The organism is Acidiphilium sp. MT5 (assembly GCF_054767495.1).
In genome coordinates, this window is the sequence record NZ_BAABMR010000002.1 from 38,709 (window position 1) to 55,123 (window position 16,415).

The window sequence follows — 16,415 nt, forward strand, 5'->3', positions numbered from 1 at the left end:
ATGAGGGATTGAACACGGCCGACCGCATGCTCCATGAGCGCGGCGTGCAGCGCGAGTGCGGCGCCTATGTCACCAGCCTCGCCTTCACCCGTGACCAAACCCATGCGGTGTTCGGCTTGGGGGACGGGCGCTTAATCAGCCGCGCGCGCACCGGCACCGATTGGCACGACCATGCGAGCCATGACGGCGCGGTGACCACCCTGGCACCGGATTTTGACGGCACCGGCATCCTCAGCGGCGGCGATGATGGCACGCTGCAACGCTTTGAGCCGCATCAGGGGGCGGCGCACAACCTCGCCCAGTTCGGCCTGAAATGGGTCGATCATGTGCTCAGCGTCGCGGATCGCAAAGCGCCACTGCGCGCCGTCGCCGTCGGTAAAAATTTGCATCTGCTCGATCAGGCCGGCCAAACGCTGCGCACCCTCGCCCACCCCTCCACCATCACCGGCCTTGCGTTGGATGCGAAAGCCAAGCGCATTGGCGCTAGCCATTATAACGGCGCGTCATTATGGTTCCTGCGCTCGGATCAATCAAAGCCGCTGAGCCTGGAATGGAAAGGCAGCCATCTGGCCATCGCGATTCACCCATCGCTCTATGCGGTCGCCACCGCCATGCAGGAAAATGCGCTCCATGGCTGGCGAATTTCCGATTTGCAGCATATGCGCATGAGCGGCTACCCGGCCAAACCCGAATCGCTCGGCTTCACCGCCTCTGGAAAATGGCTGGCCAGCGCCGGCGCGGAAGCGATCATTTTATGGCCGTTTTTCGGCGGCGGGCCGATGGGCAAAGCCCCACTCGAACTCGCCGGCGGCGATCAAGCGATGGTCAAGCGCATCGCCTGTCATCCCGCGCATGAGGTGGTCGCCGCCGGCTATAGCGATGGTCTGGTGGTGGTGGTCGATATCGAACGCCAACGCGTTTTGCCGGTCGCAGCGCCCGGTCGCGGCGCAATCTCTGCCCTCGGCTGGAGCCATGACGGCGCCACATTAGGCTTCGGCACCGAAACCGGTTTCGCCGCCTTGATTGATTTTTCCACCAAGGAGACCGCGTCATGATTTGCCCAACCGTCGGCACGAACGGCATGGCCATGCCAAAGCTTGGTCTTGGCACCTGGAAATTATCAGGCGCATCCTGCACCGATGCCGTTCACCGCGCCCTCGCCCTTGGCTATCGGCATATCGATACGGCGGAAATGTATGGCAATGAGGCCGAAATCGGCGCAGCGCTCGCCCAATCGCGCGTCGCCCGGCGCGAGATATTTCTAACCAGCAAAGTTTGGTATGAACATCTGGCGCCCGCCGCCTTGCAAGCAGCGCTCGATGCCAGCCTTCAGCGCCTGCGCTGCGATTATCTCGATCTTTACCTCATCCACTGGCCCGCCCCGAACATGGATTTGGCGGCGTCGTTAGCCATCATGATGCGCGCCCAGGAAGCGGGCAAAATTCGCCATATCGGCGTCTCGAATTTCCCGGTTTCCCTCCTGCGTGAGGCGGTCGAGACCCTTGGTGCGCCGATTGCGTGCAATCAGGTCGAATATCATGTGCTGTTGGGCCAGCGCGCGGTTTTGGAGTATGCGCGCGCGCATGGCATCGTCATCAGCGCCTATTGCCCGTTAGCGCAAGGGCGTTTGGGCGAGCATCCGGTGCTCGATCAAATCGCGGCCAAGCATCAGGTCAGCGCCGCCCAAGTGGCCTTGGCCTGGCTATTCGCGCAGGATGGTGTCGCCGCGATTCCCAAAGCCGCACGCGCCGAAAGCCAGCAAGCCAATCTGGCGGCGCTCACGGTGCGTCTGGATGCAGCAGACCACGCCGCAATCGCAGCCCTGCCCAAGGATCAGCGATTTGTTAATCCAGGATTTGGACCCATTTGGGACAAGCCCTGATCAAGCAACACCAGATCATCGCGGTGAATAATCTCATCGCGGCCCCGCCAGCCGAGTAGCGCTTCAATATCATCGGTGCGATGCCCCGCGATAATCGCGGCATCAGCGCTCGAATACGCGCACAGACCCCGCGCCAAAATCGCACCATCGGGCGCGATCAGCTCAACCGGATCACCGCGCTCAAACTGCCCCTCGATCCGGGTAATCCCCGCCGGTAGCAATGAGGAGCCGCGAACAATCGCGCGCACCGCACCCGCATCCAGCGTAATGCGGCCCAGCGGCGCGAGCGATCCGGCAATCCAGCGTTTGCGCGCTGAGCGTCCGCCCGGCTGCGGCAAAAACCAGGTGCAGCGCGCCCCTGCGCGCAGCGCGGCCAGCGGATGCATCACCCCACCCAGCGCAATCGCCATCGCGCAACCCGCTTGCGTCGCAATCCGCGCCGCCACCAATTTGGTGCGCATCCCGCCCGATGAATAACCCGGCGGTGGCGCCCCACCCATCGCCTCAATCTCGGCGGTCAGCGTCGGCACCAGCTCAATATGCTGCGCGTGCGGATCACGCTTCGGATCATCCGTGTATAGGCCGTCAATGTCTGAAAGCAGGATCAGTTGATCGGCCTCGATCATCTCCGCCACGCGCCCGGCCAGCCGGTCATTATCGCCAAAGCGAATTTCCCCGGTCGCCACCGAATCGTTTTCGTTAATCACCGGCACACAGCCCAGCTCTAGCAAAGTGTGCAACGTCGCGCGCGCATTCAAATAACGGCGCCGATCTTCGGTGTCGCCCAACGTCAGTAGTAATTGCGCAGCCGTTAGACCATGGCTCGATAACGCCGCACTCCACGCCCCGGCCAGCCGAATTTGCCCGACCGAGGCAGCCGCTTGCTTCTCTTCCAAGCGCAATCGTTTTTGCGTCAGCCCCAACCGGCGCCGCGCCAGCGCAATCGCACCCGAGGACACCACGACAACGCCAATCCCACGCTTGCGAAAATCCGCGATATCCGCCGCCACACTCGCAAGCCAGCCGGTGCGCGGCTCCGCCGCCTCGGGATCAACAATCAGCGCGCTGCCAATTTTCACCACCACCAGCCGGGCCTGATCCAGCCTGGGTGTGGGGTGCAGGCTCATGCGCGTTCGGCGCGGATCATCACGAGGGCCGCGCGCAACACCTCATCCACCCCGGTTTTCCCAGCCGCAGACGCCATCAGCACCGGCGCGCCGCTCGCCCGCTCCAGCGCCGCCCGCCGCGCCGAAGCCTCGCGCGGGCTCATCGCATCAGCCTTGTTCAGCACAATCAACTCAGGCTTTTGATCCAAGCCACCACCATAAGCGCGCAATTCCTCGCGCACCGTGCGCCACGCTTTGACCACCTGCCCCGCCGCCCCATCCACCAGATGGATCAACACCGCACAGCGCTCGACATGGCCGAGAAACCGATCACCAAGCCCCGACCCCTCATGCGCGCCCTCAATCAACCCCGGAATATCGGCCAGCACGAATTCCTCGGTCATCGACAGCCGCACAACGCCCAGTTGCGGATGCAGCGTGGTGAACGGGTAATCGGCAATCTTCGGTCGCGCCGCCGAGGCCGCCGCCAGAAAGGTCGATTTCCCAGCATTCGGCAGCCCGATCAGCCCGGCATCGGCGATCAATTTCAGCCGCAACCAAACCCAACGCTCCTCGCCCGGCCAACCCGGATCGGCGCGGCGCGGCGCCCGATTGGTCGAGGTTTTGAACATCGCATTGCCATGCCCGCCATCACCGCCGCGCAGCAGCACCACTTCCATATCCGGCTTATCAAGGTCGGCGAGCAAGGTTTCGCGGTCATCGGCAAAAATCTGCGTGCCAATCGGCACCTTGATCAGCAAGGTCGGCGCCGCCGCTCCGGTGCAATCGCGCCCGGCGCCATTGCCGCCTTTACGGGCGCGGAAATGCTGGGTGTAACGAAAATCGATCAACGTATTCAGATTTTCCACCGCGCGAAACACAATATCGCCGCCGCGCCCGCCATTACCGCCGTCTGGGCCGCCAAATTCGATATATTTCTCACGCCGGAACGCAACAACACCGTTACCGCCATCGCCGGAGCGCAGATAGATTTTCGCCTGATCGAGGAATTTCATCGGACTACAACAAAAAAGGCCGGCACGGGCCGGCCTTCTGGCGCGTGCCGGACGGAACGATTATTCGGCAGCGATTTGGTGCGCGTCAACCGAAACATGCACCCGGCCCTCGGCCCGGCGATCAAATTTCACATGACCATCAACCAGCGCGAAAATCGTGTGGTCGCGGCCAAGGCCAACATTGCGGCCCGGATGCACCTTGGTGCCGCGCTGGCGAATAATGATGTTGCCGGCAACCACTTCCTGCCCACCGGACTTCTTGACGCCCAAACGGCGACCCGCGGAATCGCGCCCGTTGCGCGATGAACCGCCTGCTTTCTTATGTGCCATGAAACAATCCTCCGATTCAGGCGGCGTTGATCGATGCGACGCGCAGCACAGTCACGTGCTGGCGATGACCATTCTTGCGGCGGCTATTCTGCCGGCGGCGCTTCTTGAAAATGATCACCTTATCGAGACGATCCTGGGCAATCACGGTCGCGGTCACCGAAGCGCCCTCAACCACCGGCTTGCCAAGCACAATCCCGGCCTCACTGCCCATCGCGAGAATATCGGTAAAGGTGACTGTGCTACCCGCCTCAGCCTCCAGCTTCTCGACCTTGAGCACCATTTCCGGTGCGACGCGATATTGTTTGCCGCCGGTGCGGATCACTGCGAACATCGATTTGGTCCAATTCTCTCGAAAGCGGCTGACGGATCAGCCAAAACAAAACGCGCGAGGCCAAGCGGACTCGCGATACGCAGCGTATAGGGCGGGCCAACGCCCCAAGTCAATCATCACCCTCAGCCCGCATGCGAAGGCTGGGCTGCTTGCGCGGTATAGGCTGGCGGCGTGGTGTAGCCGAGCGCGTACAGCTTTCGCAAAATCGCAAACATCAAAGGCTGCACCCCAAACCAGGTCAAATGCACCTGATCGGCAACCACATAATTAACCTTGCCCGCACTCAGCCGGTTCCACGCCAGCACATGCACATTCGGGTCATGGGCCTGCGCCCAGCGATATTGCCGCGCCACCTCGCTCTGCCACGGGCGCGGCACCGCCGGAATGATCAACAACACCTGGCGCTGCCCCACCAGCGCCAAAAACTGCACCAGATTGGCGCGATCAACCGGCCCATTACTGCCAAGTTCGATCACGATATATTTGATATTATGATAAAATTTTTTCTCCTTCAGCGCCGCGATGATCCCGATGCTGCGCACGAAAGAACGGCCCACATGGCCATCCAAATACCCATCCGGCACCTCATGCAGCACATAACCCGACCAGCCGAGCAGAATCGAATCGGTCAAAAACAACACTTTCTTGTCCGGATAGAGCGGGTTCTGCGCAATCCGCCGATTATCGAAATAAACATAGTTCTTGCGCGGCTCCGGCACCCAGGTCAGCAAGCTTTTGCGCCGCGCCTGCGCCGCCGCGATTTTCGCTTGCGTCCGCGCCGCCTGCCGTGCCTGATGCGCCGCAATCGCGCGTTGATCCGCCGCCAGCGCAGCACGGGTGCTGCGCAATTGATCGGTCAAATAGCTCGATTTGGCGTTGAGATTATCGATTTGCCCGGCCAGCCGCGCCACCTGTTGCTGCCCGGTCGCGGCGCGATACCAGCCATAAGCGCCAAAACACAGCAGCAGGCTCGCCACCAAAGCCGGCATCACGCCCAGCATCACCCGTGGCTGCTTGGCCACCAGCCTTTGCAAACTGACCTCGATTGATTGATAGGTCAGCAGCGACAGCGCAAAAATCAACAAAAGCGCCAACACAAGCTGATCAAAAGGCGGCGCGTCATAAAGAAAATGATGCACCACCGCGATCACCGGCACATTCCACAAATAGAGCGAGAACGACATCTCGCCGATCACGCTGCCGATACTAGGCTTGATGCTGCACAACCACCGGCTGCGCTTGGCGCTGAACAAAACCAGGCCCGTCAATACAGCGGTCGCCACCGAATAGATCACATAATCATGATACCGGCCAAAAACCATGATCAAAGCCAGGAGCAAAACCGCCCCCAAGCCGAGCGCATCATAGCGCCAGGCCGGAGCGCGGTCAGATGCACGGTCAGATGCGCGCTGCTCAAACCCGGCATATAAACTGCCCCACAAATAAGGAAATCCATGCCAAGGCAGCACATAGGCCTGGTTGGCATGACCGCGCAGCACCAAAACCACCGCCCCCGCCAGCATGATCGCCGCGATCACCGCGATGGCAGCGAAAAAATACCGGTCGCGGCGAAACAAAATCCGCAGCAAAAAATGCAGCAGATAAAGCTGCACCAGCAGCGACAGGTACCACATCCCCAGGAACAAATGCGGCATACTATCATTCTGAAAATACGGAATATGCCGAACAACCAGATAAAAATTATAGGCAAACGCAACCGACCATAAAGCCGGACGCCAGGTGCCAATCCCGCTCAGCACGGCAAAACCCGCAACCAGCAGCGTGATCACAATCGTCGGCACCATGATCCGCGCGAGCCGCCGCTTGACAAAATCCGCACTGCCCGCGCCCAAACCCCCCTGGCGCACCCGGCTGAGCGACTGGGTGATCAGAAAACCGGAGAGAAACAAAAACACATCGACGCCAACATAGCCGCCCGCAAAATATCGGCTTTGGTAGGTGATGTTTTCGTGCAGATGAAAAAATATAACCGCGATAATCGATAAAAACCGCAGATAATCGATGTAGACCATCAAATTCGTCCCAGCACCCCGCTCAATAGCCCCGATCCACCGGCGGCGGATATTTGGCCACCTCCTGCGCAATCGCGTGAACCATCACTTGAATGCCCGCCCAAGTCGGATGCACATGATCCGACCAGAAATAATTCGGATGATCCGCGCTCAGCAAATCCCACCGCACCAAATGCGCGTTGGGATAGCGACTCGGCAGTTGGAAATATAAATTCTGCACCTCCGGCTCCCAGGAGCGCGGCACCACCGGCACCACGAAAAACACCTGCCGATGCCCGACCATCGACATGAATTGCGCCACCTGCGCCGGGTCGACATAGCCATTAGTGCCCAGCTCCACCACCACATATCCAACGCCATCGGTCTCATGGTCCGCATGCATCATCGCCCAAATATGCAGCGCGCTGGAAAATTGCCGGCCGACTCGGCCATTAATCAGCGCATTGGGAAAGATATGCGCCACATAGCCCGACCAGCCGGTGATAATGCTATCACCAATAATGATCACACCCGTCGGGGTCACCGTCGGAGGCCGATTAACCGCGTCGGCGTCAAGCACATAGCCCGGACGCGGCGATTGGGTGAAATCCTGATGCGCATCAATCAACGCCGCTTGATCAAGCGTCGTCGCCGCGTGCGCCGCCGGGCGGGGCACAGCACAGCTCGTGAGTGACAGGGAAATTAGCAGGGGCAGAATTAACCGAACATCATAACGCGGCACGCGGGGCACTCCATTGACCTAAATCATTGTGCCAGAATCGCCGAGCACCGCAAGAGAATGGGCAGACATCAGCCGTGCCGCGATTGCACTTGCGCAGCAAGCGACAATGTTTGGCACCATCAGAGAGGAGGGCATGATCATCGAGCAGGGCAAAATCAGCGCGCGGGAATTGCATGAAACAGCGAATAGGTGCAGAGGCATGCGCGTAAGCGCAATACCGTGTGGACGTGGCGAAATCGGTAGACGCAGCAGACTTTGACATTGGAGTGCCCACGGGGAAATCCGTGGTGCAGAACCGCCCAAATTCGGGGAACGCTACCGGCCTACGGGCCCAAGCCAATCCCGAGCCAAGCAAAGCCAGGGTCACCGGCTTTGAAGGTGTAGAGACTAGACGGGTGGCGCCTAAGGCCGAGCGCACAACGCTCAGCGATGGCGAAGGGATAGTCCAGACCACGAACGCCCAGCGGGAACCCCAGCGGGAACCCACCAGGGCGGCGGCGAAAGTCGAAGTGGTATGAAAATCTGTTTCTCGTATGAGAGTGCGGGTTCAAGTCCCGCCGTCCGCACCATTTTTCCGCGCCGCCCCAACGCGCCGCACCTGCCTTTACCCCCCTGTATCCGCGCCCGAACGGCCTCACCCGATCGACCTCAACCTCTGTTGACAGGACCGCACAGGTCCGGTATTCACATCCCCATCAATTGCGAATAGTTCTCATTCGCATTACCAGGAGTCCTCAATGCAGTCCAGCGTCGTCGAAACCACCCGTCGCACCTCTTGGGTTCGCATCCTGGCGGTGTTCGGCCCTGGCCTCGTCGTCATGCTGGCCGATACCGATGTCGGCAGCATCATCACCGCCGCCCAATCGGGCGTCGCCTGGGGCTACCGGCTGCTGGTGCTGCAATTCCTGCTGATGCCAATCCTCTATGTGGTGCAGGAACTCACCGTGCGGCTCGGCATCTTTACCGGCAAGGGCCATGGCGAGCTGATCCGTGACACGTTTGGCGCGGGCTGGGCCTGGCTCTCGGCGGCGGGCCTCACCGTCGCCACCATCGGCGCCCTGCTCACCGAATTTTCCGGCGTCGCCGGCGTCGGCGCGCTCTACGGGGTGCCGCGTCTGGTCTCGGTCACCCTCGCCGCCGGCTTCCTCCTGATCGTCGCCTTCACCGGCTCCTATCGGCGCGTCGAGCGCATCGCCATCGCCCTTGGCCTGTTCGAATTTGTGTTTTTCGCCGTCGCCTATCTCGCCCATCCGGACGGGCAGGCCATGGCCGCCCAAGCGCTGCAACCCGCGCTCGGCAATCCGGCCTATCTCTATCTGGTCGCCGCCAATATCGGCGCGGTGATCATGCCCTGGATGATTTTCTATCAACAATCCGCCGTCGCCGACAAAAAACTAACCCCAGCCGATTTCAAATATGCCCGCTGGGATACCGCCGTCGGTGCCGTGGTCACCCAATTGGTGATGGCCGCCGTCTTGATCGCCGCCGCCGCCACCATCGGGCTGCGCAATCATCAAGCCAATCTCAACAGCGTCGGTGACATCGCCCACGCGCTGACACCCTTCCTCGGCGATACCGTTGGCAAATTAGTGTTCGGCATCGGCGTGCTCGGCGCTGGTTTGATCGCCGCCATCGTCGCCTCCCTCGCCCTCGCCTGGGGCCTCGGTGAAGTCACCGGCTATCGCCGCTCGCTCGAAGACCGGCCCGCCCAAGCCAAATGGTTCTACGGTGTCTATGCGTTCTGCCTGATCGCCGGCGCGCTGTTAGTGGCCTTCGTGCCTGATCTGGTGTTTCTCAACATCGCAGTCGAAGTCATGAACGCCCTGCTGCTGCCGCTGGTCCTGGGCTTTCTGATCGCCCTCGCCGTGCGCGCCCTCCCCGCCAATATCCGCCTCCGCGGCTGGTATCTATGGCTCACTTTGTTCCTCGCCACCCTCACCGCCGGCCTCGGCGTCTATGGCGGCCTATCCGGCGCCGGCCTGTTTTAAGGTCGGACAGAGCAATTAAGGTTCTTCTTTTTTGTGAACAAAAAAGAAGCAAAAAAAACTTTGCTCCTTGGGTGCGGTGCCGGTCCAACCGCCAGCCCATAAACTCACGAAAGTTTTTTGCTTCTTTTTTTCAAAAAAGAAGCCTTCCTTAAGTCCTTATCGTCCCTGACATCCCAAAAAGATCATCCAATTCGCCGACTGATAAATGCCCATGACGGACTTAATCTCAGGTGAATTCGGAAAGCAGCGAGGCCTGGCGCGAATCATTACCCTCGCTGTCCGAGAGCGGGATCGGATAATCGCCGGTAAAGCACGCATCACAAAAAGCCGGCGCATCAGAGTCCCGCCGATGCCGCCCCAGCGCCCGGTACAACCCGTCAATCGAGATAAAAGCGAGACTATCCACCCCGATCAATTTCGCCATCGCCGCAACATCATTATGCGCCGCGAGCAATTTGCTCCGCTCGGGCGTATCAATGCCATAAAAGCAGGAATGGGTGGTCGGCGGCGAGGAAATTCGCATATGCACTTCGCGCGCGCCCGCCGCCCGCACCATTTCCACGATTTTCGATGAGGTGGTGCCCCGCACAATCGAATCATCCACCAAAATCACCCGCCGCCCTTCGATGATCGCCCGGTTGGCCGAATGTTTCAGCCGCACGCCCAAATGCCGGATCTGATCGGTCGGCTCGATGAAGGTGCGCCCGACATAATGATTGCGAATAATCCCGAGTTCGAACGGCAACCCGCTCGCCTCGGCATAGCCCATCGCGGCGGGAACGCCCGAATCGGGCACCGGCACCACAATATCGGCCTCGGTCGGCGATTCCTGGGCCAATTCAGCGCCGATCAATTTGCGCGCCGCATAGACCGAATTACCCTCCATCACCGAATCAGGCCGGGCAAAATAAATATATTCAAACACGCAAAACCGCGATTTTTGCACAGCAAATGGCTTGTAGCTGCGCACACCACTGGCATCGATCGCCACAATCTCGCCCGGCTCGACATCGCGGACAAATTCCGCGCCAACCATATCCAGCGCGCAAGTCTCCGAGGCGAGCACCCAACCCGGATCAACCCCATTCGCGCCGATGGTGCGGCCCAGCACCAGCGGGCGCACGCCCAGCGGATCGCGGCAGCCAATCAGCAGATGATCAGACAGCGCGACCAGCGAATACGCCCCCTCAACCTGCTTGAGCGCATCAATCAACCGGTCAATCACCGTCGCATACAGGCTGATCGCAATCAGATGCACAAAGACTTCAGAATCGGTGGTCGATTGAAACAGGCAGCCGCGCCGGGTCAGCGCGCGCTTGAGCGCATAGGCATTTGTCAAATTGCCATTATGCCCAACGGCAAAGCCGCCAAAGGCAAACTCGGCGAACAGCGGCTGCACATTGCGCAGCAAGGTCGCCCCGGTCGTCGCATAGCGATTATGCCCAATCGCCCGCGCGCCATGCAGCCCGGCCATCACCTTCGCATCGCCGTAATTATCCCCGACCAACCCAAGCCCCTTATGGGCATGAAAGCGCAACCCGTCATGGGTCACGATGCCGGTGGCTTCCTGGCCACGATGCTGCAACGCATGCAACCCGAGTGCGGTAATCGCCGCCGCATCCGCGACATTCCAAACACCAAACACGCCGCACTCTTCGTGCAGCTTGTCATCATCCAGCTTGTCATCATCGACATCAGCAGAATTTATCAGGTCCGCAGAATTTATCAGGTCCATTGCGCCGCCTTGGGTTACCGATATCGGTATGGGCAGCATGTAGGGCTTTGCCCGCCCCCTGTCGAGCGCTTTGACATAAAACTGACTTATCCGCCGCGCTGATCAGCGATGCGCCCCCTCGCTATATCGCTCCGGAGGACGCGGCACCGGCGGGAGCCGAGGACGAATGGCCCGCTGGCTGCTCCGGCGCGGTCGATTGACCCGCTTTCGCCTTGTCCGCGTTCGCCTTGCCCGTTTTCGGCTGACCCGCATCGCTCGGCAGCGGATGGCCCAAAACCGGCCGGAACCGGGCGGGCAGCACACTAATCAACAAGCTGGCCCCGGTTTCCGTGGCGGGCAAGAATTCCGCATTGATCACCGCCGCCGGCCATTCCGCCGGTTGCAAGAAAATCGAGACGAATATCAACAGCAAACACACAATCGCAGCACCGCGCACCAGCCCAAACACCAACCCCAGCGTGCGGTCCAAGCCGGACAGCACCGAGTCGCGCACCAGCGAGGCGATAAAACTGACAATAATGGTCAAAATAATCAAAACCACCAGAAACACGGCGGCGATGGTCAGCGGCAAGGCCAGTTTCGGGTTGGAAACATAATGCAGTACGAACGGCTCGAACGCCCCATAGGCCGAGAGCGCCACCAGCCCGGATGTCACCCACGCGAAAACGCCCAAAATCTCGCGCACAAAACCGCGCGCCAGCGCAAGCAAGCCGGACAGCAAGACAATGGCAACCGCAATGCCATCCGCCCAAGTCATGACATTAATACATTCATAACGGTTCAGCCCCTGCCCTCGTCAGTACCACTATCACTGCTCATGGCAACCACCAAATCGCTGAGATGGCCAAATTCCGCAAGCGTTATTCCATCGGGAACCCGCGCGCCCCGATCTCCGCGCGCTATCCGCCGGGGTAACCCCGCCCGCGAAAACCCAAGCTTCGCCGCCTCCTTCAAGCGCAATTCCGCCTGCGCCACCGGTCGCAACTCACCCGAAAGCCCAATTTCGCCAAAAAACACCATCGAGGCATCGGTCGGCGCGCCGCCCGCCGCCGAAATCAACGCCGCCGCCACTGCCAGATCCGCCGCCGGCTCATTCACCTTCAACCCCCCGGCAATATTCAAATACACATCCTGCGCCCCGAGCTTCAGCCCGCAGCGCGCATCAAGCACCGCGAGCAGCATCGAAAGCCGCCCCGCATCCCAGCCAATCACCGAGCGCCGCGCCGAGCCCGCACCATTCGCCGACAGCAGCGCCTGCACCTCCATCAATACCGGGCGCGAGCCTTCCAACCCGGCAAACACCGCCGATCCCGCAACATTGCCATGCCGCTCCGCCAAAAACAGCGCGGATGGATTAGCCACCTCCGCCAAGCCACCCCCGGTCATCTCGAACACCCCGATCTCATCGGTCGCGCCAAACCGATTTTTTGCGCCGCGCAGAATCCGAAATTGATGACCGCGATCACCTTCGAAATGCAGCACCACATCGACCATGTGTTCGAGCACGCGTGGCCCCGCCAAACCGCCTTCCTTGGTGACATGGCCCACCAGCATCAACGCAAAACCGCGCTGTTTCGCCGCGCGGATCAGCGCAAACGCGCTCGCACGCACCTGCGTCACCGTGCCCGGCGCCTGCTCAATCGATTCATCCCAAATCGTCTGGATCGAATCGATAATCACCAAAGCAATCGTGCGCTCCGCCTCCAAAGCCGCCAGAATTTCCGACAATGCCGTGGCCGTCGCGAGGCTAACCGGCGCATCACTCAACCCCAGCCGCTGGGCGCGCAGCCGGATTTGCCCCACCGATTCCTCGCCGGAAATATACAGAACACGCTGCCCCGCCCGGGCGAGCGTCGCCGCCGCTTGCAGCAATAAGGTCGATTTGCCGATCCCCGGATCACCGCCGACCAAAATCGCCGAAGCCTCGACCATGCCGCCGCCCAGCACCCGGTCAAATTCGGCAATCCCCAGCGCCAGGCGTGGCGGCAGCGCCTGTTCGCCCGCCAATCCCACAAAATCAAGCCGATGGGCCGGGTTCACCCGCCGCGGTCGTGCATCAGCGCTCGCCGCCTCCGCCACCAGCGAATTCCACGCGCTACAGGCCTCGCAGCGCCCCACCCATTTCGCGGTCACCGCGCCACATTCCGAGCAAACAAACCGAGGAGCAACGCGCGCCATCGCTCAATTATTTCGCAATATCATCGATGCCAACCGTACTGGCTGGCCAAAAACCGGTTCAGCGCCAGCAGCGCATCCGGCCCGGTCACCAGCGGTGCGACCGCCTGCGCCGCCGCAATCCCCGAAACCAGCGTCAAATCACTGGCCGAGGCCGCATCCTGCATCGCCGGATCATGAATCGCCCGTCCCGCCGCAAAGCGCCACAGCGCAATATCACTCGGCGCGGTCAAATGCGGCAGCAACAACATGAAATCGATCGCGCAAACCGCCGCAACCGCCCGATAAGCCTGATCCAACGGCTTTGACAGCGCCGAGCCGCCCCGCGCCGCAATCAATGCCTCCAAACTCGGCACCTGACCAAACGCCGCCTGCGCGCCGGCATCCGGCCCCGGCAACGCCAAGCTACACACCACAATGCCCCCCTGCGCGGTGAGCGGTGCGACATCCTCAATCACCCCCTCACCAAACAACAGCAGCGCATCGGCCTGCCCATCGGCGAACGCCCGGCTCTTCGCGCGCGTGCCATTCAGCCCAAAAACCGGCGCCACCGGCACACCGAGCCGCGCCATCGCGAGCAACCCGGCCAAATCACCACTCTCAGGGGATGCCGCCGCCACCCGCAGCGGCGTCGGCGCGCTCAGCCGTTGCAACCCGCCGCGCACCACAAACACCAGCGGACTCAACCCGCCCAACACCGGCACGAAATCATCCGGCTGAAACTGCACCCGAGGATCATTGGTCAAAAACGCAATCGCCGTAGTGCCCGGCAGCATCGTCGCCGTCCGCCCATTCGGCACCACCAAATTCTGCGCCCGATTCGCCGCCGTCACCCCATCAACACCGCCCACCGTCTCGGTGCTGATCACCCCATGCGGCGCGAGCGACCCCCTCAGCGCCTGCGCCGCCGCGCGCGACCAGCGATCAATCCGCCCCGCCGGCGGACCGCCAGCCACAATCATAATATCGGTTAACACCGAAGCCGCCCGCGCCGCCCCACCCAGCAACGCCAGCGCCCCCACCGCCTGCAACATCTCCCGCCGACGCATCATCGGGCGCACATAAAATCAGGAATCGTAGCGGACCAACGAATCGAATGGCACATCAAGACGCTCCCGCCCTTTGAGGAAGCTCAACTCGATCAACGCAACCGCCGCCGGCACCTCAGCACCAATACCGCGCAGCAACGCAATCCCCGCCGCCATGGTGCCGCCCGTCGCCAGCAAATCATCAACCACCACCACGCGCTGCCCCGGCGTCACCGCATCTTCCTGCACCTCAATCCGGTCGGTGCCATATTCCAACGCATAATCATGCCCCACCGTCGGCCCCGGCAATTTCCCCCGCTTGCGCAGCATAATAAACCCGCAGCCCAGCTTCAGCGCCAGCGGCGCCGCGAGCAAAAATCCGCGCGATTCCACCCCGGCCAGCACATCCGGCTGATAAGCGCGCACCAGCTTGGCCAGCCGCCCCATGGCCACCTGCCACGCATCGGCATGACGCAGCAGCGTCGAAATATCGTAAAACAGGATACCCGGCTTGGGAAAATCCGGAATACCGCGAATATGATCCTTGAGGTCCATTCGCCTCCTATAGCCGAGCCTGATCGGGGCGCAAACCTCGCGCTACTCCCTGCCATGCTGATTGCCACTTGTCATCAAGCCTTCATTGATGTGTCATAGAGACGTCATCAAGAAACTGTAACAGATCGAGCTTTCCACAACAGGGAGACGCACAGATGAAACGCCGCACCTTACTCGCCGCCGCCCCCGCTACGGCAACCTTGGCGACCGCCGCCTTGGCCAATGCCAGCCTCGCCGCCACGGCCCGCGCCGCCGCCCCGGCCAGCGCAACCCTCTGGCACGCCATGAGCGGGCAATTGGGCCAAACGCTGCAAGGGCTGGTGGACAAGTTCAACGCCAGCCAGACCGAGGCGCGCATTGATGCCGTCTATAAAGGAACCTATCCGCAAGTCCTCACCGAAACCATCGCCGCCTGGCGCGCCGGCAAAGCCCCCTCAATCGCCCAGATTTTCGATGTCGGCACCGCCGAAATGCTCGGCGCCGGCCGCGCCGTGGTCGATGTCTGGAAACTCGGCGAAATGACCGGCGTGCCGGTCAATGCCAGCACCTACATCCCCGCCGTGCGCGGCTATTACGGCGTCGCCGGCGGCAAAATGGGCGCCGCCCCGTTCAATTCCTCCACCGCCCTGATGTGGATCAACGAAGACGCCTTCGTCCGCGCCGGGCTCGACCCGAAAGCCCCACTCGCCACCTGGGATCAAGTGATCGCCGCCGCCCGCGCGATCAAAGCCAAAAAAGCCGCCAAAATCCCGGTCATGACCTCCTGGCCGACCTGGGTGCATTTCGAACAATTCGCCGCCATCCATGACGTCGAATTCGCCACCCTCGATGACGGTTTCGGCGGCCCGAAACCCACCCTCAAACTCGATACCGCGCCATTTGTGAAAAATCTCGGCACCCTGCTCTCGATGCAAAAAGAGGGATTGTTCAAATATGAGGGCCGCGATGGCCTGCCCAGCCCCATCTTCTATTCAGGCGATGCCGCCATCACCTTCGATAGTTCCGGCATTTACGGCCAGCTCAAACAAAGTGCGAAATTCAAATTCGCCGATCATTATTTGCCGTTCCACCCCTCGATCATCAAATCACCGATCAACTCAATCATCGGTGGTGCCTCCTTCTGGCCAATGACCGCCCCGCACCGCACCAAAGACGAATATCGCGCCGTCGCCCTGTTCTTTAATTTCATCAGCAAACCGGAAAACGACGCGCATTGGAGCGAAGCCACCGGCTATATCCCGGTCACCCTGGCCGGCAACGCGCTGATGACCAAGCAAGGCTACTACGCCAACAACCCCGGTGCCGATCTCGCGGTCAAACAACTCACCCGCACCAAAGTGACGCCCTATTCCTCGGGCATCCGCCTGGGCAACATGCCCGAAGTGCGCGTGATCATCGAAGAGGAATGGGAACGCGCGATCCAAAACGGGGCCTCGGCGCAAACCGCCTTGGCCCAGGCCAATAAGCGCAGCCAAGCCGTGGTGGATCAATTCGCCCGCACCGCCCATAGCTGAG

The 16,415-nt window shown here is 61.1% G+C and carries 15 protein-coding genes; 4 read left to right on the forward strand and 11 right to left on the reverse strand.

Annotated elements, in window-relative coordinates:
- Window positions 1-26: 26 nt before the first annotated feature.
- Window positions 27-1,055 carry a WD40 repeat domain-containing protein gene (locus ACYUCQ_RS02270; RefSeq protein ID WP_460252875.1) on the forward strand — a complete coding sequence of 343 codons (1,029 nt, stop codon included), beginning with the start codon at window positions 27-29 and terminating at the stop codon, window positions 1,053-1,055.
- Complete coding sequence (locus tag ACYUCQ_RS02275; RefSeq protein ID WP_460252876.1) at window positions 1,052-1,882, forward strand: aldo/keto reductase; 831 nt, start codon at window positions 1,052-1,054, stop codon at window positions 1,880-1,882. Before ACYUCQ_RS02270 ends, ACYUCQ_RS02275 begins: the two co-directional genes overlap by 4 nt.
- Here ACYUCQ_RS02275 and proB read toward each other — a convergent pair.
- The 6 genes from proB to ACYUCQ_RS02305 form a co-directional block, all read right to left on the reverse strand.
- A complete protein-coding gene (gene proB / locus ACYUCQ_RS02280; protein ID WP_460252877.1) occupies window positions 1,834-3,009 on the reverse strand; it encodes a glutamate 5-kinase in 1,176 nt (391 codons plus the stop codon). The two genes, ACYUCQ_RS02275 and proB, sit on opposite strands and share 49 nt — an antisense overlap.
- Complete coding sequence (gene obgE / locus ACYUCQ_RS02285) at window positions 3,006-4,004, reverse strand: GTPase ObgE (protein ID WP_460252878.1); 999 nt, start codon at window positions 4,002-4,004, stop codon at window positions 3,006-3,008. Before obgE ends, proB begins: the two co-directional genes overlap by 4 nt.
- Window positions 4,005-4,064: 60 nt before the next feature.
- The gene (rpmA, locus tag ACYUCQ_RS02290; RefSeq protein WP_460252879.1) at window positions 4,065-4,334 is read right to left on the reverse strand and encodes a 50S ribosomal protein L27; all 270 of its coding nucleotides are present in this window, start codon (window positions 4,332-4,334) and stop codon (window positions 4,065-4,067) included.
- A gap of 16 nt (window positions 4,335-4,350) precedes the next feature.
- A complete protein-coding gene (gene rplU / locus ACYUCQ_RS02295; protein WP_460252880.1) occupies window positions 4,351-4,665 on the reverse strand; it encodes a 50S ribosomal protein L21 in 315 nt (104 codons plus the stop codon).
- A gap of 122 nt (window positions 4,666-4,787) precedes the next feature.
- Window positions 4,788-6,698 carry an acyltransferase family protein gene (locus ACYUCQ_RS02300; RefSeq protein ID WP_460252881.1) on the reverse strand — a complete coding sequence of 637 codons (1,911 nt, stop codon included), beginning with the start codon at window positions 6,696-6,698 and terminating at the stop codon, window positions 4,788-4,790.
- Window positions 6,699-6,720: 22 nt separating this feature from the next.
- Window positions 6,721-7,419 (reverse strand): SGNH/GDSL hydrolase family protein, encoded by a 699-nt coding sequence (locus tag ACYUCQ_RS02305; RefSeq protein ID WP_460252882.1) that lies wholly within the window; start codon window positions 7,417-7,419, stop codon window positions 6,721-6,723.
- Window positions 7,420-8,156: 737 nt separating this feature from the next.
- Here ACYUCQ_RS02305 and ACYUCQ_RS02310 point away from each other — a divergent pair.
- A complete protein-coding gene (locus ACYUCQ_RS02310) occupies window positions 8,157-9,407 on the forward strand; it encodes an NRAMP family divalent metal transporter (RefSeq protein WP_460252883.1) in 1,251 nt (416 codons plus the stop codon).
- A gap of 226 nt (window positions 9,408-9,633) precedes the next feature.
- Here the strand turns inward: ACYUCQ_RS02310 and purF are convergent, their stop codons facing one another.
- From purF to ACYUCQ_RS02335, 5 genes are all read right to left on the reverse strand, one after another.
- Complete coding sequence (gene purF, locus ACYUCQ_RS02315) at window positions 9,634-11,142, reverse strand: amidophosphoribosyltransferase (protein WP_460252884.1); 1,509 nt, start codon at window positions 11,140-11,142, stop codon at window positions 9,634-9,636.
- Between the two features lie 121 nt (window positions 11,143-11,263).
- Window positions 11,264-11,899, reverse strand: coding sequence for a CvpA family protein (locus ACYUCQ_RS02320; RefSeq protein ID WP_460252885.1), 636 nt, complete (start codon window positions 11,897-11,899; stop codon window positions 11,264-11,266).
- A 23-nt stretch (window positions 11,900-11,922) separates the two neighbouring features.
- A complete protein-coding gene (radA, locus tag ACYUCQ_RS02325; protein ID WP_460252886.1) occupies window positions 11,923-13,320 on the reverse strand; it encodes a DNA repair protein RadA in 1,398 nt (465 codons plus the stop codon).
- Window positions 13,321-13,340: 20 nt separating this feature from the next.
- The gene (locus ACYUCQ_RS02330; protein WP_460252887.1) at window positions 13,341-14,369 is read right to left on the reverse strand and encodes a hypothetical protein; all 1,029 of its coding nucleotides are present in this window, start codon (window positions 14,367-14,369) and stop codon (window positions 13,341-13,343) included.
- Window positions 14,370-14,384: 15 nt separating this feature from the next.
- Window positions 14,385-14,900 carry an adenine phosphoribosyltransferase gene (locus ACYUCQ_RS02335; RefSeq protein ID WP_460252888.1) on the reverse strand — a complete coding sequence of 172 codons (516 nt, stop codon included), beginning with the start codon at window positions 14,898-14,900 and terminating at the stop codon, window positions 14,385-14,387.
- Between the two features lie 155 nt (window positions 14,901-15,055).
- Here ACYUCQ_RS02335 and ACYUCQ_RS02340 point away from each other — a divergent pair, with 155 nt between their 5' ends.
- Complete coding sequence (locus ACYUCQ_RS02340) at window positions 15,056-16,414, forward strand: extracellular solute-binding protein (protein WP_460252889.1); 1,359 nt, start codon at window positions 15,056-15,058, stop codon at window positions 16,412-16,414.
- Window position 16,415: the final 1 nt, after the last annotated feature.